Raw genomic sequence first — 17,824 nt, forward strand, 5'->3', positions numbered from 1 at the left:
GAGGAGCGGGCCGACGCGCCCGAGCCCACGACGGCGAGAAGCACCGCCCCCGGCGCGAGCCGTAACAGACCGGCGCGCCCGAGCCCACGACGGCGAGAAGCACCGCCCCCGGCGCGAGCCGTAACAGACCGGCGCGCCCGAGCCCACGACGGCGAGAAGCACCGCCCCCGGGCGCGAGCCGTAACGGGCGGACGCATGGCCGGGGCGGCGGCAGGCGAGCGGGCCGCACGTCCCAGAAAACGCAAGAGGCCGCGTCGGCGCGGAAGGGCGTCGGCGCGGCCTCAGCGGCACGATCAGGCGATGGCGGAGCCGAAGTCCTTGTCGGAGTAGGGCCCGATCACCGCGAGGGTCAGCGGCCGGTTGAGGACGTCCTCGGCGACCGCGGCGATCTCCTCGGGGGTGACCGCCTCGATCCGCCCGAGCACCTCGTCGACCGTCATGAGCCGCTCGTACACGAGCTCGCTCTTGCCGATCCTGGACATGCGCGAGCCGGTGTCCTCAAGGCCGAGCACGAGCCCGCCGCGCATCTGGCCCTTGCCGCGGGCGATCTCCTCGGGGGTGATCCCCTCGGCCACGACCCTGGCCACCTCGTCGCGGCAGATCTTCAGCACGTCGTCCACCTTCGAGGGCAGACAGCCCACGTAGATGCCGAACTGGCCGGTGTCGGCGTACTGCGAGGTGTAGCTGTAGGCGCTGTAGGCCAGGCCGCGCTTCTCCCGGATCTCCTGGAACAGGCGCGACGACATGCCGCCGCCGAGCGCCGCGTTCAGGACGCCGAGCGCGAAGCGCCGGTCGTCGTTGCGGTGGAACGCGGTCATACCGAGGACCAGGTTGGCCTGCTCGGTCGGCCGGTCGACCACCCGGACGCCGGTCCTGACGTCCACGCCGGGGCCGCCGATGCGCGGCGGCGCGGGCTCGGCGGAGCCGCCCAGCGCGCCCGCCCGCTCGTACGCCGCCGCGACCAGCGCGACCACCCGCTCGTGGTCCACGTTGCCCGCCACCGACACGACCGTGCGGGGCGGGACGTAGAACCGCTGGTAGTACTCGCGGATGCGGTCACGGGTGAGCGCGTTGATCGACTCCTCGTTGCCGAGGATCGGGCGGCCGATCGGCGTGTCGCCGTACAGCTCGGCGGAGAACTGCTCGTGCACCACGTCGGAGGGATCGTCGTCGTGCATGGCGATCTCCTCCAGGATCACGCCGCGCTCCGACTCCACGTCCTCCTCGGTGATCAGCGAGGAGGTCACCACGTCGGCGAGCACGTCGATCGCCAGCGGCAGGTCCTCGTCGAGCACCCGGGCGTAGTAGCAGGTGTACTCCTTGGCGGTGAACGCGTTGATCTCACCGCCGATGCCCTCGATGGACGCCGAGATCTCCATGGCGTCGCGCGTGGGCGTGCCCTTGAAGAGCAGGTGCTCCAGGAAGTGGGTGGCTCCCATGTGCTCGGGGGCCTCGTCGCGTGAACCGATGCCCACCCACAGGCCGACCGCCACGCTGCGCACGGTCGGCATCGTCTCGGTCACGACCCGAAGGCCGCCGGGGAGGACGGTGCGGCGGATGACCCCCGCGCCGTCCTTGCCCGGAAACAGTGTCTCGGTCGTCACGAGTTGCGCTCGTCCCGGCCGCCACGAGTACGGCTGCGGCTGCGGCGCGGAGTCCGCGGCTGCTCCTCCTCCGCCGGCGCGGCGCCGGCCTCGGCCTGAGCGGGCGCGGCCTCGCCGTTGTCGGCACCGGCGGCCTTCTCGGCGGCCTCCTTCTCGACCACCTCGACCGGGACCAGCGAGAGCTTGCCGCGCGAGTCGATCTCGGCGATCTCCACCTGGATCTTCTCGCCGACGTTCATGACGTCCTCGACGTTCTCGATCCGGCGTCCGCCGTGCAGCTTGCGGATCTGCGAGACGTGCAGCAGACCGTCCTTGCCCGGCAGCAGCGAGACGAACGCGCCGAAGGCGGCGATCTTGACGACCGTGCCCAGGTAACGCTCGCCGACCTCCGGCATGTGCGGGTTCGCGATGCCGTTGATCAGCGTACGGGCCGCCTCGGCGGACGGGCCGTCGGTGGCGCCGATGTAGATCGTGCCGTCGTCCTCGATGGTGATCTCGGCGCCCGTGTCGTCCTGGATCTGGTTGATCATCTTGCCCTTGGGGCCGATGACCTCGCCGATCTTGTCGACCGGCACCTTGATCGTGATGATGCGCGGCGCGGTCGGGTTCATCTCCGCCGGGGAGTCGATGGCCTCCTGCATCACGTCGAGGATCGCCAGGCGGGCGCCCCTCGCCTGCTTCAGCGCGGCGGCGAGCACGTGGGCCGGAATGCCGTCCAGCTTGGTGTCGAGCTGGAGCGCGGTGATCAGATCCTTGGTGCCGGCGACCTTGAAGTCCATGTCGCCCATGGCGTCCTCGGCGCCGAGGATGTCGGTCAGCGTGACGTAGGTGTCACCCTCGCCGATGAGGCCCATCGCGATGCCGGCGACCATCTCCTTGAGCGGCACGCCCGCGTCGAGCAGGGCCATCGTGGAGGCGCAGACCGACCCCATCGAGGTCGAGCCGTTCGACCCGATGGCCTCCGACACCTGCCGGATGGCGTACGGGAACTCCTCGCGCGACGGCAGCACGGGGATCAGCGCCCGCTCGGCCAGCGCGCCGTGGCCGATCTCGCGGCGCTTCGGCGAGCCGACGCGGCCCGTCTCACCCGTGGAGTACGGCGGGAAGTTGTAGTTGTGCATGTAGCGCTTGGTCCGCTCGGGATTAAGCGTGTCGATCATCTGCTCCATGCGCAGCATGTTGAGCGTGGTGACGCCGAGGATCTGCGTCTCGCCCCGCTCGAACAGGGCCGAGCCGTGCACCCGCGGCACCACGTGGACCTCGGCGTTGAGCTGCCGGATGTCCTTCGGGCCGCGGCCGTCGATGCGGACACCCTCGTTGATGACGCGCTCGCGCATCAGCTTCTTGGTGAGCGACCGGAACGCGGCGCCGATCTCCTTCTCGCGGCCCTCGAAGTCGGGCAGCAGCTTCTCGGCCGCGAGCATCTTGACGCGCTCGATCTCCAGCTCGCGCTCCTGCTTGCCCGCGATCGTCAGCGCCGCGGCGAGCTCGCTCTTGACGGCGGCGGTCACGGCCTCCAGGGCGTCGTCCTGGTAGTCGAGGAAGATCGGATACTCGGCGGTCGGCTTGGCGGCGACCTCGGCCAGCTTCGACTGGGCCTCGCAGAGCACCTTGATGAACGGCTTGGCGGCCTCCAGGCCCTGGGCCACGGCCTCCTCGGTCGGGGCGACCGCGCCCTCGGCGACCAGCTTGAGCGTGTCGCGGGTCGACTCGGCCTCGACCATCATGATCGCGACGTCGCCGTCGGCCAGGACGCGCCCGGCGACGACCATGTCGAACGTGGCGCGCTCGAGCTCGGTGTGGGTCGGGAACGCCACCCACTGGCCGTCGATCAGCGCGACGCGCACGCCGCCGATCGGGCCGGAGAACGGCAGCCCGGCGAGCTGCGTGGACATGCTCGCGGCGTTGATCGCGATCACGTCGTACAGGTGCTCGGGGTGCAGGGCCATGACCGTCGCGACGATCTGGATCTCGTTGCGCAGGCCCTTGACGAACGACGGGCGCAGCGGCCGGTCGATCAAACGGCAGGTCAGGATCGCGTCCTCGGACGGCCTGCCCTCACGGCGGAAGAACGAGCCGGGAATGCGGCCGGCCGCGTACATCCGCTCCTCGACGTCCACCGTCAGCGGGAAGAAGTCCAGGCTCTCCTTGGGATGCTTGGACGCGGTGGTCGCGGACAGGATCATCGTCTCGTCGTCCAGGTACGCGACGGCGCTACCCGCCGCCTGCCGGGCCAGCCGCCCGGTCTCGAACCTGATCGTGCGCGTGCCGAAGGGACCGTTGTCGATAACGGCCTCTGTGCTGTGGACACCCTCCACGGGGGACCTCCTCTTCGGGTCGGTCTCCCCGCGTCCTCTTTTTCGCCGGGCTCCCCGTTCAGGTGCAGTGCCGGTCTTCGATCGAAGCGCCCGGTCCGTCCGCGCGGCTGTCGCCGCGCCGACCGGGGGCCACTACCGAGGACCGGCCCTCTCACGCCGCGGGATCGCGCTGCGGCTTGCTTGCGGACGCGGGGCACTGTGTCTCGGCTATTCAGTTGTCTCGGCTATGGAGTTGTCGTGCTCAGCCATTGTGGCTGGTTATGGAAAAGGAGCGGCGAAGAATCGCCGCTCCTTCCTCACCTTATCGGCGAAGGCCCAGCCGCTCAATGAGCGAGCGGTAGCGGGTGATGTCCTTGGCCTGCAGGTACTTCAGCAGCCGGCGCCGGCGGCCCACCAGCAGGAGCAGACCACGGCGGCTGTGGTGGTCGTGCTTGTGGGTCTTGAGGTGCTCCGTGAGGTCGCTGATCCGCTTGCTCAGAAGCGCGATCTGGACCTCCGGCGACCCGGTGTCACCCTCGCTGGTGCCGTACTCGCTGATGATGGACTTGGTGGTAGCGGCGTCAAGCGACACTGCTTCTCCATTCTGGTGAAATGGCACGCGCAACGGTTCCCATCCCGCGAACGACCGTGCGTGCCTACAGTCGCCGTGACAGGACAGCCGGGTGGCTTACACCACCTGAGCATGGCTGACATACAACCTTACCAGCCCGTAGGACACGCCGCGTCACGCCTGCCCTTCAGGACGTGAACGCCCGCGCCCTGGCCACGTCGTCGTGCATCTGCTCGATCAGCGCCTCGATCGAGTCGAAGCGGAGCGTGTCGCGCAGCCGGGCGCCGAAGTCCACGGCCACGTGCGCGCCGTACAGGTCCAGGTCGTCGCGGTCCAGCGCGTACGCCTCGACCGTGCGCTCCACCCCGTCGAACGTGGGGTTGGTCCCGATCGAGATCGCGGCAGGCCAGCGCTCCCCCTCGTACGGCGAGGGGCTCTGGGTGCACTGCAGCCACCCCGCGTAGACGCCCTCGGCGGGGATGGCCGTGTTGGGCGGCGACTCGACGTTCGCGGTGGGGAAGCCGAGCGCCCGGCCCCGCTGGTGGCCGCGGACCACCACGCCCTCCACCCGGTGGGGACGGCCCAGCAGGGCGGCCGCGCCCTCGACGTCACCCTCGGCCAGCCGCTCCCGGATCACCGTGGAGGAGATGGCGTCGCCGTCGCTGACCAGGGGCACGCCCTCGGCCGTGAAGTCGTACTTCTCGCCCAGCGTCCGCAGGGTCTCCAGGTCGCCCGACGCCTTGTGGCCGAAGCGGAAGTTCTCCCCCACCACGACCCCGGCGGCGTGCAGCCGGTCGACCAGGGCCGTCTGGACGAACTCGTCCGGCGACATCCGGGAGAACTCCAGCGTGAACGGCAGCACGCACACGGCGTCGACGCCCAGCGCGTGGAGCAGCTCGACCCTGCGCTCGGTGGTGGTGAGCCGCGGCGGGTGGCTGCCGGGACGCACCACCTCGTCGGGGTGCGGGTCGAAGGTGATCGCCACGGCGGGCAGCCCCAGCTCGCGGGCCATCTCGACCGCTCGGGCCACCATCCGCTGGTGACCGAGATGCACGCCGTCGAACACGCCGATCGTGACGACGGACCTGCCCCAGTCCTGCGGGACCTCGTCCAGCCCGTGCCAGCTCTGCACCTCGACCTCGCTTCTGTGTCCGATTGCCGTGCCGTCGGCGAGGCGGCCGTATCGCCTCGTCTGGGAACCGCGCAGTAGACAAGACTGCCATGCCCCGGGGGGTGCCGAGGCACCAGCCCCCGGCCTCAGGAGACGAAGACCACCAGAGGCCGGGCCGTCCCGCCCCGCTCCTCGGCGAGCGCGAGCAGCGTGCCGTCCGGCCCGAAGACGCCGATCGGGCCAGGCCCCAGGCCCGCCGCGCGCAGCCGCCCGCCGTGGGCGACCAGCCGCGCCTCGTCCTCGCCCACGTCCCTGCGGGGGAAGGCCGCCGCCACCGCGTCGGCCATGGGCATGATCACGCACTCCCGGGAGAGATCCTCGATCGTGCGCGCCGCCTCGATTCCGTACGGCCCGACCCGGGTGCGGCGCAGCCGGGTGAGATGGCCGCCGACGCCGAGCGACGCGCCGAGGTCGCGGGCCAGCGCCCGGATGTAGGTGCCGCTGGAGCAGGTGATCACGGCGTCCAGGTCCACCGTCTGCGGGGTCCGCCGGATCTCCCCCACCTCGAACGCGTGGATCGTGACCGGCCGGGCGGCCAGCTCCACCTCCTCGCCGGCGCGGGCCCGCTTGTAGGCCCGCTGCCCGTCGACCTTGATGGCGCTGACCTGCGGCGGCACCTGCATGATCTCGCCGGTGAGCGCGGCGACGCCCTTGTGCACCTGGTCGTCGGTCACGTGCCCGGCGGCGGTGGTGGCGACCACCTCGCCCTCGGCGTCGTCGGTGTTCGTCGTCACGCCGAGGCGGATCGTGGCCTCGTAGACCTTCTCGGTCAGCGCGAGGTGCCCGAGCAGGCGGGTCGCCTTCTCCACCCCGATCACCAGCACGCCGGTGGCCATCGGGTCGAGCGTGCCCGCGTGACCGACCTTGCGGGTGCCCGCGATGCCGCGCATCTTGCCGACCACGTCGTGCGACGTCCAGTCGGCCGGCTTGTCCACGATGATCAGGCCGCTCGGCGGCGGCGTCCTTCTCGCCTTGGGCGTGCTCATGACCGGCTCCCTTCCGGAGCGAGGAGGGGACGCAGTGCGGCCATCGTGTCCGCCACGGACAGCGCCGAGGAGAACCCTGCGGCACGCGCGTGGCCGCCGCCACCGAGCGCGGCGCAGGCCCGGGCCACGTCCACCGCGCCCTTCGACCGGGTCGAGACGTTCCAGCCGCCCTCGTCGTCCTCCTTGAGCACGACCGCGACCTCCGCCTCGTCGACCCGGCGCACGACGTCGATCACGCCTTCCACCTCGTCGTACGGCAAGCCCTCGGCGGCGCGGTCGGCACGGCTCACGTAGGTCCACACCAGGCCCAGGCCGCCCGCGGCGTCCGGCTCCAGGGCGGCCCGCCCGAGCGCCGTGCCGAGCACCCGCAGGTACGCGAAGGGCGAGCGGTCCCACAGTTCCCTGGCGATCTCCTCCGGGCGCAGCCCCGTGGCCAGCAGCCGGCCGGCCATGGCGTGCGCGGCCGGGGTGGTGATGGAGTGCCGGAAGGAGCCGGTGTCGGTCACCAGCCCCGCGTACAGGCAGGTGGCGACCTCACGGTCGACCGGGAGACCGAGCCGGTTGAGGAGCTCCTCGACGACCATCGTGGTCGAGGCCGCCCCGGGGTCCACGAGGTGGACCGTCCCGAAGCGGGTGTTCGACACGTGGTGGTCGATCACGAGGAGTTCGCGGGCCTTGCCCGCATGGGGCGCGAGCAGGCCCAGCCGCTCCATCGTGGAGGCGTCGAAGGTGATCATCAGGTCGGGCTCGGCGGGGTAGGCCGAGGGCTCGACCAGCAGGTGCTGGCCGGGCAGGAACCGCAGCAGCCGGGGCACGGCGAACACCCGGTCGCCGAAGGACGCGACGACCTTCCTGCCGGTGGCCGCGAGCGCCAGCCCGAGGCCCAGCATCGAGCCGAGGGCGTCCCCGTCCGGGGACACGTGACAGGCGAGCGCCACCGTGCCGGCGGCGCTGATCAGTTCGGTCGCACGCCGCCAGTCCGCCTCGCCGGCGGCGCTTTCGTTCGTGGTCACCGGGCGGGGTGCCCCGCGCGGCCGGTGGGCTCGTCCTCGCCCTCCTCCTCGGCCGCCTCGGTGTCGAGGTCGTCCTCGAAGCGGTAGGGCTCGGCGTCCCCGGCGAACTTCGCGCCCTCCGCCTGGCGTGCGATCTCCGCGTCCTTCTTCTTGGCCAGCTCGAACAGGTCGTTCATGTGGCGGGCGCTGTCCGGAAGCGGGTCGTGCACGAACGTCAGGCCGGGGGTGTGCCGCAGGCCGGTCTGCCGGCCGACCTCGGAGCGGATGATGCCCTTCGCGCTCTCCAGGGCGGCGGCCGTGTCGGCACGCTCCGCCTCGGAGCCGAAAACCGTGTAGTAGACGGTCGCGTCGCTCAGATCCGCGGTGACCCTGGCGTCGGTCACCGTCACGAACCCCAGCCGCGGATCCTTGATCCGCCGCTCCAGCATCTCCGCGACCACCTGCTGGATGCGATCGGCCAGCTTCCTGGCACGCGCTGCGTCCATGCTCACGCTCCCTCGTATCTGTACGGCTGACGCGCGGGCCCCGGCCGTCTATTCCTCGTGGTCGTTGAAGAGCCGCCGCCGCGCGGACAGCAACTCGATCTCGGGGTGGTAGGCGACCAGGCGTTCGCAGGCGTCGAGCACCTCGTCGCAGTTGGCCGCGGACGCCGACACCACGGCGACGCCGATCTCGGCGCGCCGGTGCAGGTCGAGGTGGCCCGCCTCGGCGACGGCGGCGGCGGGATACTTGCGCTGGATCTCGGCGATGAGCGGCCGGACCACCGAGCGCTTCTGCTTCAGCGAACGGACGTCGCCGAGCAGGATGTCAAGAGTAAGAGCACCGATGAACATGGGTCGTCACCACGTCGGCGAACGTCCGGCCGCCGCCCCCGCGCGTGGCGGGGGCGGCGGAACGGCGCGTCAGACGCGCGGCTTCTCCTGCATCTCGAACGTCTCGATGACGTCCTCGACCCGGATGTCGCTGTAGCCGATACCGATACCGCACTCGAAGCCCTCGCGGACCTCGGTCGCGTCGTCCTTGAAGCGACGCAGCGACGAGACGGTGAGGTTGTCGGCCACCACGACGCCGTCGCGGATGAGCCGGGCCTTGCTGTTGCGGGTGATGACGCCCGAGCGGACGATCGAACCGGCGACGTTGCCGATCCGCGGGACCTTGAAGACCTCGCGGATCTCGGCGGTGCCGGTCCTGACCTCCTCGAACTCCGGCTTCAGCATGCCCTTGAGGGCCGCCTCGATCTCCTCGATCGCCTGGTAGATGACCGAGTAGTAGCGGATGTCCACGCCCTCGCGCTCGGCCAGGTCGCGCGCCCGCACCTCGGGACGCACGTTGAAGCCGATGATGACGGCGTTGTCGTCGCCCATCGCCAGGTTGACGTCGTGCTCGGTGATGGCGCCGACCGCGCGGTGGAGCACCCGCAGGCGCACCTCGTCGCCGACGTCGATCTTGAGCAGCGCGTCTTCCAGTGCCTCGACGGAACCGGAGACGTCACCCTTGATGATGAGCTTGAGCTCGTCGACCTGGCCCTTCTCGAGGTCCTTGAACAGCTCCTCGAGGGTGCGGCGACGGCCGGACCTGGCCATGTCGGCGATGCGCTGCCTGGCCGCCCGCTGCTGGGCGATCTGGCGGGCCATGCGGTCGTCGGTGACGACGATGAAGTTGTCACCGGCGCGCGGGACGGCCGTCAGACCGAGGACCAGGACCGGACGCGACGGGTCGGCCTCTTCGACCGTCTCGCCGTTGTCGTCCAGCATCGCGCGGACGCGGCCGAAGGCCTCGCCACAGACGATCGAGTCGCCCACCCGCAGCGTGCCGCGCTGCACGAGCACGGTCGCCACCGGGCCGCGGCCCTTGTCGAGGTGCGCCTCGATCGCGAGTCCCTGAGCGTCCATCTCCGGGTTGGCCCGCAGGTCGAGCTCGGCGTCCGCGGTCAGCAGGATGGCCTCGAGCAGGTTCTCGATGCCGATGCCCTGCTTGGCCGAGATGTCGACGAAGAGGGTGGAGCCACCGAACTCCTCGGCCACCAGGCCGTACTCGGTGAGCTGGGCCCGCACCTTGGTCGGGTCCGCGCCCTCCTTGTCGATCTTGTTGACCGCCACCACGACCGGGACGTTCGCCGCCTGGGCGTGGTTCAGCGCCTCGATGGTCTGCGGCTTCACACCGTCGTCGGCCGCGACCACCAGCACCGCGATGTCGGTGGCCTGCGCACCACGGGCACGCATGGCGGTGAACGCCTCGTGACCCGGGGTGTCGATGAAGGTGATCTTCCGCGGCTCGCCCTCGTGCGTCGTCGCCACCTGGTAGGCGCCGATGTGCTGGGTGATGCCGCCGGCCTCGCGGGCCACCACGTTGGTGTGGCGGATCGCGTCGAGCAGCTTCGTCTTACCGTGGTCGACGTGACCCATGACGGTCACGACCGGCGGGCGCGGCGCGAGGTCGGCCTCGTCGCCCTCGTCCTCACCGAACTCGATCTTGAAGGACTCGAGGAGCTCGCGGTCCTCCTCCTCCGGGCTGACGACCTGGACGTCGTAGTCCAGCTCGGCGCCGAGAAGCTGAAGCGTCTCCTCGTTGACCGACTGGGTCGCCGTCACCATCTCGCCGAGGTGCAGCATGATCTGCACGAGCGAGGCGGGGTTGGCGCCGATGCGATCGGCGAAGTCCGACAGGGACGCGCCGCGTGGGAGGCGGATCGTCTGGCCGCCGCCACGCGGAACCTGCACGCCGCCGATCGCCGGGGCCTGCATGTTGTCGAACTCCTGGCGCCTCTGGCGCTTGGACTTGCGGCCACGGGTCGGACGGCCACCCGGACGCCCGAACGCGCCCGCCGTGCCGCCACCGCGACCACGGCCGCCGCCACCGCCGGGACGGCCGGCGAAACCGCCGCCGCCACCACCGGGACCGCCGCCCGGACCACCGGGACGACCGGCACCCGCGGCGCCGGGACGCGGACCGCCGAAGCCGCCACCGGGACGACCACCGCCGCCACCCGGACGGCCACCGCCGCCCGGACCACCGGGACGACCGCCGCCACCGGGACCACCGGGACGACCGCCCGGCGCGGCCGGACGGCCCTGCGGCATCATCATCGGGTTCGGACGCGGACCACCGGGACGCGGGCCACCGGCTCCGGGGCCGGGGCGCGGACCGCCCATGCCCGGTCCCGGACGCGGACCCGCAGGCCCGGGACGCGGACCACCGGCGCCCGGAGCGCCGGAACGCGCGCCCGGCGGACGCGGCATGGCTCCGTCGCGCGCGCCGTCACGACGCGGCTCGCGAGGGGCTCCGTCACCACGGTCGGGACGGTCCCCACGGTCGGGACGACCGCCGTCACGGCCGCCGGGCCGCGCGGGGCGCTGGCCCATGCCGCTGGCGGTCGAGGAGAACGGGTTGTTGCCCGGACGCGGGCCACGCGGGCCCGGCTTGGGCGCACCGGGACGCGGAGCGCCACCGGTGGGCGCGCCGGGACCGGCGGGTGCGCCGCCCGGACGCGGAGCCGGCGCCGGCCGGGGACCCGGCTTTGGCGCGCCGGCGCCTGGGGCGCCCGGCCTCGGGCCTGCGGCCGCCGGACGCGGCCCCTCGGGACGGGGCGCCTGCGGGCGGGCGGCCTCGGGGCCGGGTGCGCCCGGCTGGGACACCGGCGGGTGAGGCATCGGAACCGGACGCGGAGCGGGCCGCGGGCCGGGCTTCGGACCCGGCTTGGCCACCGCGCCGGTGGACTGTGAAACGGGCGCCTGCGCGGCGCCCCCGTTGGCCTGGCTCTCTGCCGGCCTCGGCGCAGGCTTCGGCTGCGCCGGACGGGCGGGCTTCCCCCCGCCCTTGGAGGCGTCACCCTTGAACGCCTCGGTCAGTTTGCGGACGACCGGCGCCTCTATCGTCGAGGACGCCGACCTCACGAACTCGCCCATTTCGGTGAGCTTGGCCATCACGACCTTGCTCTCGACCCCGAACTCCTTGGCGAGCTCGTATACCCGGACCTTCGCCACTGCACTCCCTAACTCGGCCCGGGAGGCTCGCAGTGCCGCCGGACCGTCGCTACCTGAACGTACTCATCGCCGCGTGCTCATCAGGCGCTCATAGCAATCTGACTCCGCCCATCAACTCGGCGTCCTACATGACAATTTCGTCGTGCCCTGGCTCCCGGAGCCGATACCGAGGGCCAGCGGTAACCATTCACCCGGACCGTCCCGGCGTCAACCCCTCCAAATGAGCCCGCAGCAGCGACGTATCGAGCGGTCCCTCCACGCGAAACGCGCGTGGGAACGCCCGGCGACGCTCGGCGAACTCCAGACAGCGCGGGGACGGATGCAACGAGGCACCACGTCCCGGGAGCCGTCCTCGCGTGTCGGGGACGATCACGCCCTCGACCACGACCAGGCGGAGCAACTCGGACTTTACCGTGCGAACCCGGCAGCCCACACACGTTCTCAGCGGGGCTGCCTGGTAACCATATTCCAGCTTACCTTGCCGACGCATCAGCGGGATCAGCAGGTGCCTGCTCGGTGTCCGGACGGATGTCGATCCGCCAGCCCGTAAGACGGTTGGCGAGGCGGGCGTTCTGGCCCTCCTTGCCGATCGCCAGGGACAACTGGTAGTCGGGCACGATCACACGCGCGGTGCGGCTCTCGGCGTCGACCACCTCGACACGGGAAACACGCGCGGGCGACAGGGCATTCCCGACGAACTCGGCCGGGTCCTCCGACCAGTCGATGATGTCGATCTTCTCGCCGTGCAGCTCCGTCATGACGTTGCGCACGCGCGAGCCCATCGGGCCGATGCAGGCGCCCTTGGCGTTGACGCCGGGCTTGCGCGACCGCACCGCGATCTTCGTGCGGTGGCCGGCCTCGCGGGCGATGGCCGCGATCTCCACGGTCCCGTCGGCGATCTCCGGCACCTCCAGCGCGAAGAGCTTCTTCACGAGGTTGGGGTGCGTGCGCGACAGGGTGACCGACGGCCCCTTGGGCCCCTTCTTCACCTGCACCACGTAGCAGCGGATGCGCTCGCCGTGCGCGTACTCCTCGCCCGGCACCTGCTCGTTGTGCGGCAGGATCGCCTCGATCTTGCCGAGGTCGACCAGCACCACCCGCGGGTCCTTGCCCTGCTGGATGACGCCCGCGACCAGCTCGCCCTCGCGGCTGGCGAACTCGCCGAAGTTCACCTCGTCCTCGGCGTCGCGCAGCTGCTGGAGGATCACCTGCTTGGCCGTGGTGGCCGCGATCCTGCTGAAGTTGGACGGGGTGTCGTCGTACTCCCGCACGACCTCGCCGTTCTCGTCCATCTCGGCGGCCCAGATGATCACATGGCCCGTGTCGCGGTCCAGCTCGGCCCGCGCCTTCTGCGCCGCGCCCTCCGTGCGGAAGTACGCGATCAGCAACGCGTCCTCGATCGCCTTGACGACCAGGTCGAAGGAAATGTCCTTCTCCCGCTCCAGGCTGCGCAGGACGCTCATGTCAATGTCCACAAGGCTCCCCCTAGCCCTCGTCGTCGGCGTCGTCGATGTCTTCGTCGACATCGAGGTCTTCGTCAAGTTCGTCGTCGAGCCCGGCGTCGCGCCGGTTGAACTCGACCTGCACGCGGCCGCGCACCAGCTCGCCGTACGCGATGCGGCGCGCGCCGTCCAGCTCCACATCGGTCTCGCCGGCCTCGGTCACCCGGCCCTCCACGGAGGTGCCGTCACGCAGCTCGGCCTTCACCAGCCGCCCGCGCGCCCGTCGCCAGTGGCGCGGCTCGGTGAGCGGCCTGTCGACTCCGGGAGAGGTGACCTCGAGGACGTACGGGCTGCCGCCGAGGACGTCCACCTCGTCGAGCCGCTTGGAAACGGACTGGCTCACGTCGGCCACGTCGTCGAGGCTCACACCGCCGTCCCGGTCCACCACGACGCGCACCAGCCGCCGGCGGCCCGCCGGTGTGACCGTGACGTCCTCCAGGTCGAACCCCTCGGCGGCGACGACCGGGCCGAGCAGCTCAACCAGGCGGCCGCGTCGAGCGTCGCTGCCCATGCCGACCTCCCAAATGACCGTGTGGCTGTGATCGTTGCCTGTGACCGTAGTGCCCAAGCCCCTGGTGCCCAAGCCCGATGTGCCAACAGCCTATCGACACCGGGAGGTGGAAACAGCGCCACACCCGGGCGGCGATCCGACACGGGCACGATCGACACGGTCACGGGCGATGACCAGTGCGCGCCGCGCCGTACGATGCTGTGTCGTGAGACACAGCGGCGGGCCACGGGTGACGAGACGCGTGTTGCTGGGCTCCGCCGCCGCTGCCGGTCTGGCCGCGGCGGGTTGTTCCCCGGCCCCGCGGAAGCCTGCCGCTCCGGCCGCTCCGGATCCGCAGACCGTGCTGCTCACCTCGCTGATCACGGGCAAGGAACACCTGGTCTCGCTCTACGGGCAGGCGGTCGCCGCCCGGCCCGCCCAGGCCGCCGCGCTGGAGCCGTTCCGTCAGCGTCACGCGGCGCATCTCCAGGCGCTGCGCGCGCTCCTGCCCGCCGGGGGCGGAACGTTCCCCGCGAGCCCCGCGCCGCCGGCCTCGTCCTCCGCGGCCCCGTCGCCGTCCGCCGTGTCCGCCGTGTCCGCCGTGTCCGTCGAGACGCTCAGGGACGCCGAACGGCGCGCGGCGTCGGCGCGACCCGCGCAGATGGCCACGGCCTCCCCCGCGCTCTCCCAGCTCCTGGCGAGCATCGGCGCGTGCGAGGCCGTCCACGTCGTCGCCCTGGGGAGGGTGCGTGACTGAGAGCGCGGCCGAGCCCTCCAAGGCGCCCACCGGCGACGCGCTCGACCGGGCCCTGTCCGCCGAGCACGCCGCCGTGTACGCCTACGGAGTGATCGGCGGGAAGACCAGCGGCGCGCTGCTCAAACGCGCCACCGCAGGGTTCGACGCCCACCGGGCACGGCGCGACCAGCTGCGAACGCTCATCACCCGGCGAGGCGGCACGCCCGCCGAGCCCGGCCCCACCTACCTCCTGCCTTTCGAGGTGCGCAAACCGGCCGACGCGGTGCGTCTGGCCGTGCTGGTGGAGCAGCGGGTGACCACCGCCTACCTGGAGCTCGCCGCCGACCGCGACCCGGCGCTGCGGCGGCTCGCCGCTCTGGCCGCGCAGGAGTGCGCGACCCGCGCGTACGGCTGGCAGCCGAAGATCGGCGACCCGTTCCCGGGCATGGGCCGCGGCGGCGCCGACGTCGACGCCGCCCCTGCGGAGGAAGCCGGGTCAGAGGAGGCAGGGTCAGAGGGGGCAGGGTCAGAGGGGGCAGGGTCGGATGCCGCTTCCTCCGAATCGGCCGGGGCGGACGCCGCCCCCGGCCAGGAGGCCCGGCCGGAGCAGTCCGCCCAAGGCGGCCAATAGGGCCCTCGCCCTGGAGTTCAGCAGGATCCGCCCCGGCGAGTAAGCAGCGCAACCCACGGACGGCGCACAACGACACGGTCCCGCCGCCCCGGCACCGGGAAGCCCTGCCGGAACAGTCCGGCCCAGCGAGCCGGCAAGGTCGCGCGGCCCACGGAGCAGCGCCCCACAGGCACAGCAACGCGGCGCCGCCGCCCCCTTCGTACGGGGACGGCGGCGCCGTGTGGTGATCAGATGTGCCCGGCGATCAGGCCCGGCAGGCGGCCAGCACCCGCTCGACGGCCTCGTCCAGCGGGATCTCCTCCTTGGTCCCGGTGGCCCGGTCGCGCAGCTCGACCACGCCGTTGGCCAGGCCCCGGCCGACGATCAGCACGGTGGGCAGGCCGAGCAGCTCGGAGTCCTTGAACTTGACGCCGGGCGACACGCCGGGGCGGTCGTCCACGAGCACGCGCAGCCCCCGCGCCTCAAGGGTCTCGGCGAGGTTGCTCGCGACCTCGATCTGGTTCTCCTTGCCGGTGCCCACGATGTGCACGTCGGCGGGCGCCACCTCCCTGGGCCACACCAGGCCCAGCTCGTCGTGGCGCTGCTCGGCGAGCACGGCCACCGCCCGGGACACGCCGACGCCGTACGAGCCCATGGTGATGCGGATGGGCTTGCCGTCGGGCCCGAGCGCGTCGAGCTGGGCGGCGTCGGCGTACTTGCGGCCGAGCTGGAAGATGTGGCCGATCTCGATGCCCCGGTCGATCGACAGCGGGTGCGCGCAGCGGGGGCAGGCGTCGCCCGCCCGCACCTCGGCGGCCTCGATGGTGCCGTCGGGCTGGAAGTCGCGGCCCACGACCACGTGCGCGGCGTGCTTGCCCGGCTCGTTGGCGCCCGTCACCCAGGCCGAGCCCTCGACCACGCGGGGGTCGACCAGGTAGGTGATCCCCAGCTCCTTGAGCACCTGGGGGCCGATGTAGCCGCGCACCAGGCCGGGGTGGCGGGCGAAGTCCTCGGCCTCGAAGATCTCCGGCACGCCGGGCGCGAGCGCCGCCTCAAGGCGCTTGAAGTCGACCTCGCGGTCGCCGGGCACGCCGACGATCACCGTCTTGACCTCGTCGGAGCCCGGCGTACGGACCTTGACGACGAGGTTCTTCAGCGTGTCGGCTGCGGTGATGTCCAGGCCGTACGTCTCGTTGACGTACGAGACGAGCGACTCGATCGTCGGGGTGTCGGGCGTGTCGAGCACCTTCATGGGGGGCTGCTCGGCGGTGACGGCGGGCGGCGCGGGCGTGACGACCGCCTCGGCGTTGGCCGCGTATCCGCAGTTGTGGCAGGCCACGAAGGTGTCCTCACCGGTCGGGCAGGGGGCGAGGAACTCCTCGGAGGCCGACCCGCCCATCGCGCCCGACATCGCGAAGCAGATCTTGTAGTCGATGCCGAGGCGATCGAAGATGCGGATGTACGCCTCGCGGTGCATCTCGTAGGACCGCTTGAGGCCGTCGTCGTCGAGGTCGAAGGAGTAGGAGTCCTTCATGACGAACTCGCGGCCACGCAGGATGCCCGCCCGGGGCCGGGCCTCGTCGCGGTACTTCGTCTGGATCTGGTAGAGGGTGACGGGGTAGTCCTTGTAGGAGGAGTACTCCCCCTTCACCATGTCGGTGAACATCTCCTCGTGGGTGGGCCCGAGGAGGTAGTCGGCGCCCTTGCGGTCCTTCAACCGGAACAGCGTGTCGCCGTACTCGGTCCAGCGGCCCGTGGGCTCGTAGAAGTCCCGGGGCAGCAGCGCGGGGAACAGCACCTCCTGCGCGCCCATCCGGTCCATCTCCTCACGCACGACCCGCGCGACGTTCTCCAGCACGATCTTGCCGAGCGGCAGCCAGGAGTAGATGCCGGGCGCGACGCGGCGGATGTAGCCGGCGCGGACGAGCAGCTTGTGGCTCGGCACTTCCGCGTCCGCCGGATCCTCACGCAGGGTGCGCAGGAACAGGGTCGACATACGCAGCAGCACGGCTACTCCTTGCTCGTAAGAGGTCTCGTCCGCGGCGCCCCCTCGGGGTGCGATCGGATCTCCTCACGGACCCTCGGAGACGACCGGAGGGACGAGACGAAGACGATGTGCCCCCAAGGCTATCGACTCCGGGGGCCACACCGCCTCACGTAAAACGAACGGCGAGCCGATACAGGGCCGCCGGCGTCAGCCGCCGAGCAGTTCCTCCCAGTGCTGACGGCCCCGTCCACCCGTGCCGACCGAGCCTGCCGGGCCGTCCAGCGCCGCCGACAGCCGCCACAGGCCGGGCCTGGTCCGCAACCGCTCCATGCCGAACGGGTCGATGGCGCGCAGCACGAAGGTCACGCCCATCACGTTCAGCATCGCCGTGGACGTGGTCGCCGGGCCCGCGGGGGCCGCCCGTACGGCGTCCTGGCCGGGCTCGCCGATCCGGTCAAGGAGCTGCGCCGCCACCTCGGCGGCGTACGGGCCGTCGCGCCACTCGATGTGCCAGGAGCGGTCGGTGCCCCGCCACCATGTCAGGTCGCGGCACGCCTCCAGCGTCTCCGCCTCACCGGATAAGGCGGCCATGACCCGCCCCAGTGCCTCATACCTCAGCCCGTCCGGCACGGAGCCGGACGGCGGCGCGTCGCCGTCCTCTTGACCGTTCTGCGGGCCGGGCACCGTGGCCGGTGAGGCCCCGGGCTCGTCCCGCCCCCCGCGGAGTCCCCTCATGTCAGGGAGGGTGCCACCGCCCGGCCTTCTCGTCCGCGGGTTTCCCCGTCTTTTAGCCCCACTGCCCACGGGCATCACTTTGATCGTGGCCGCATGGTCGCCGCAACCCCGCGAACCATCACAACACGGATGACAATCC

The 17,824-nt window shown here is 71.7% G+C and carries 16 protein-coding genes; 2 read left to right on the forward strand and 14 right to left on the reverse strand.

All coding sequences use genetic code 11. The annotated features are described in order from the left end of the window. Window positions 1-293: 293 nt before the first annotated feature. The 12 genes from HCK04_RS25475 to rimP all read right to left on the reverse strand — a co-directional run bounded on the left by HCK04_RS25475 (window position 294) and on the right by rimP (window position 13,638). Window positions 294-1,604 (reverse strand): pitrilysin family protein, encoded by a 1,311-nt coding sequence (locus HCK04_RS25475; protein WP_142649927.1) that lies wholly within the window; start codon window positions 1,602-1,604, stop codon window positions 294-296. Further along, window positions 1,601-3,922, reverse strand: a complete 2,322-nt coding sequence (locus HCK04_RS25480) for a polyribonucleotide nucleotidyltransferase (RefSeq protein ID WP_142649928.1) — start codon at window positions 3,920-3,922, stop codon at window positions 1,601-1,603. The genes HCK04_RS25475 and HCK04_RS25480 overlap by 4 nt, the downstream gene beginning before the upstream one ends. A 301-nt stretch (window positions 3,923-4,223) precedes the next feature. Next, window positions 4,224-4,493 (reverse strand): 30S ribosomal protein S15, encoded by a 270-nt coding sequence (gene rpsO, locus HCK04_RS25485; protein ID WP_142649929.1) that lies wholly within the window; start codon window positions 4,491-4,493, stop codon window positions 4,224-4,226. A 166-nt stretch (window positions 4,494-4,659) separates the two neighbouring features. Beyond that, window positions 4,660-5,604, reverse strand: coding sequence for a bifunctional riboflavin kinase/FAD synthetase (locus HCK04_RS25490; protein WP_142649930.1), 945 nt, complete (start codon window positions 5,602-5,604; stop codon window positions 4,660-4,662). Window positions 5,605-5,729: 125 nt separating this feature from the next. Beyond that, window positions 5,730-6,629 carry a tRNA pseudouridine(55) synthase TruB gene (gene truB / locus HCK04_RS25495; protein WP_142649931.1) on the reverse strand — a complete coding sequence of 300 codons (900 nt, stop codon included), beginning with the start codon at window positions 6,627-6,629 and terminating at the stop codon, window positions 5,730-5,732. Then, entirely contained in the window at window positions 6,626-7,642 is a 1,017-nt protein-coding gene (locus HCK04_RS25500; protein ID WP_142649932.1) for a bifunctional oligoribonuclease/PAP phosphatase NrnA, read from the reverse strand. The genes truB and HCK04_RS25500 overlap by 4 nt, the downstream gene beginning before the upstream one ends. Continuing rightward, window positions 7,639-8,127, reverse strand: a complete 489-nt coding sequence (rbfA, locus tag HCK04_RS25505) for a 30S ribosome-binding factor RbfA (RefSeq protein WP_142649933.1) — start codon at window positions 8,125-8,127, stop codon at window positions 7,639-7,641. Before rbfA ends, HCK04_RS25500 begins: the two co-directional genes overlap by 4 nt. A 48-nt stretch (window positions 8,128-8,175) precedes the next feature. Beyond that, window positions 8,176-8,475, reverse strand: coding sequence for a DUF503 domain-containing protein (locus HCK04_RS25510; RefSeq protein ID WP_142649934.1), 300 nt, complete (start codon window positions 8,473-8,475; stop codon window positions 8,176-8,178). A gap of 69 nt (window positions 8,476-8,544) precedes the next feature. Beyond that, window positions 8,545-11,625, reverse strand: a complete 3,081-nt coding sequence (gene infB, locus HCK04_RS25515) for a translation initiation factor IF-2 (RefSeq protein ID WP_142649935.1) — start codon at window positions 11,623-11,625, stop codon at window positions 8,545-8,547. A 187-nt stretch (window positions 11,626-11,812) separates the two neighbouring features. Further along, window positions 11,813-12,115: a YlxR family protein gene (locus tag HCK04_RS25520; protein ID WP_142649936.1), complete on the reverse strand. Its 303-nt coding sequence runs from the start codon at window positions 12,113-12,115 to the stop codon at window positions 11,813-11,815. Next, on the reverse strand, window positions 12,099-13,088 hold the full coding sequence (gene nusA / locus HCK04_RS25525; protein ID WP_205830693.1) for a transcription termination factor NusA: 990 nt from the start codon (window positions 13,086-13,088) through the stop codon (window positions 12,099-12,101). Before nusA ends, HCK04_RS25520 begins: the two co-directional genes overlap by 17 nt. A gap of 22 nt (window positions 13,089-13,110) precedes the next feature. Then, entirely contained in the window at window positions 13,111-13,638 is a 528-nt protein-coding gene (gene rimP / locus HCK04_RS25530; protein WP_142649938.1) for a ribosome maturation factor RimP, read from the reverse strand. A 205-nt stretch (window positions 13,639-13,843) separates the two neighbouring features. Here rimP and HCK04_RS25535 point away from each other — a divergent pair, with 205 nt between their 5' ends. Continuing rightward, a complete protein-coding gene (locus HCK04_RS25535; RefSeq protein WP_142649939.1) occupies window positions 13,844-14,374 on the forward strand; it encodes a hypothetical protein in 531 nt (176 codons plus the stop codon). After that, window positions 14,367-14,984 carry a ferritin-like domain-containing protein gene (locus HCK04_RS25540; protein WP_185949031.1) on the forward strand — a complete coding sequence of 206 codons (618 nt, stop codon included), beginning with the start codon at window positions 14,367-14,369 and terminating at the stop codon, window positions 14,982-14,984. The genes HCK04_RS25535 and HCK04_RS25540 overlap by 8 nt, the downstream gene beginning before the upstream one ends. A 244-nt stretch (window positions 14,985-15,228) precedes the next feature. Here the strand turns inward: HCK04_RS25540 and HCK04_RS25545 are convergent, their stop codons facing one another. Both HCK04_RS25545 and HCK04_RS41390 read right to left on the reverse strand, forming a co-directional pair. Beyond that, the gene (locus HCK04_RS25545) at window positions 15,229-16,971 is read right to left on the reverse strand and encodes a proline--tRNA ligase (protein WP_185949032.1); all 1,743 of its coding nucleotides are present in this window, start codon (window positions 16,969-16,971) and stop codon (window positions 15,229-15,231) included. A gap of 186 nt (window positions 16,972-17,157) precedes the next feature. Continuing rightward, on the reverse strand, window positions 17,158-17,685 hold the full coding sequence (locus HCK04_RS41390) for a hypothetical protein (RefSeq protein WP_185949033.1): 528 nt from the start codon (window positions 17,683-17,685) through the stop codon (window positions 17,158-17,160). Between the last annotated feature and the right edge of the window lie 139 nt (window positions 17,686-17,824).

Origin of the sequence: Microbispora sp. CL1-1 (assembly GCF_012034195.1) — a bacterium.
In the GTDB taxonomy this organism is placed as follows: domain Bacteria; phylum Actinomycetota; class Actinomycetes; order Streptosporangiales; family Streptosporangiaceae; genus Microbispora.

Coding starts and splice junctions, on each gene's coding strand:
- truB (WP_142649931.1), bottom strand. CDS start 6,629: ATGAGCACGCCCAAGGCGAGAAGGACGCCGCCGCCGAGCGGCCTGATC.
- rbfA (WP_142649933.1), bottom strand. CDS start 8,127: ATGGACGCAGCGCGTGCCAGGAAGCTGGCCGATCGCATCCAGCAGGTG.
- HCK04_RS25510 (WP_142649934.1), bottom strand. CDS start 8,475: ATGTTCATCGGTGCTCTTACTCTTGACATCCTGCTCGGCGACGTCCGT.
- HCK04_RS25520 (WP_142649936.1), bottom strand. CDS start 12,115: ATGCGTCGGCAAGGTAAGCTGGAATATGGTTACCAGGCAGCCCCGCTG.
- nusA (WP_205830693.1), bottom strand. CDS start 13,088: ATGAGCGTCCTGCGCAGCCTGGAGCGGGAGAAGGACATTTCCTTCGAC.
- rimP (WP_142649938.1), bottom strand. CDS start 13,638: ATGGGCAGCGACGCTCGACGCGGCCGCCTGGTTGAGCTGCTCGGCCCG.
- HCK04_RS41390 (WP_185949033.1), bottom strand. CDS start 17,685: ATGAGGGGACTCCGCGGGGGGCGGGACGAGCCCGGGGCCTCACCGGCC.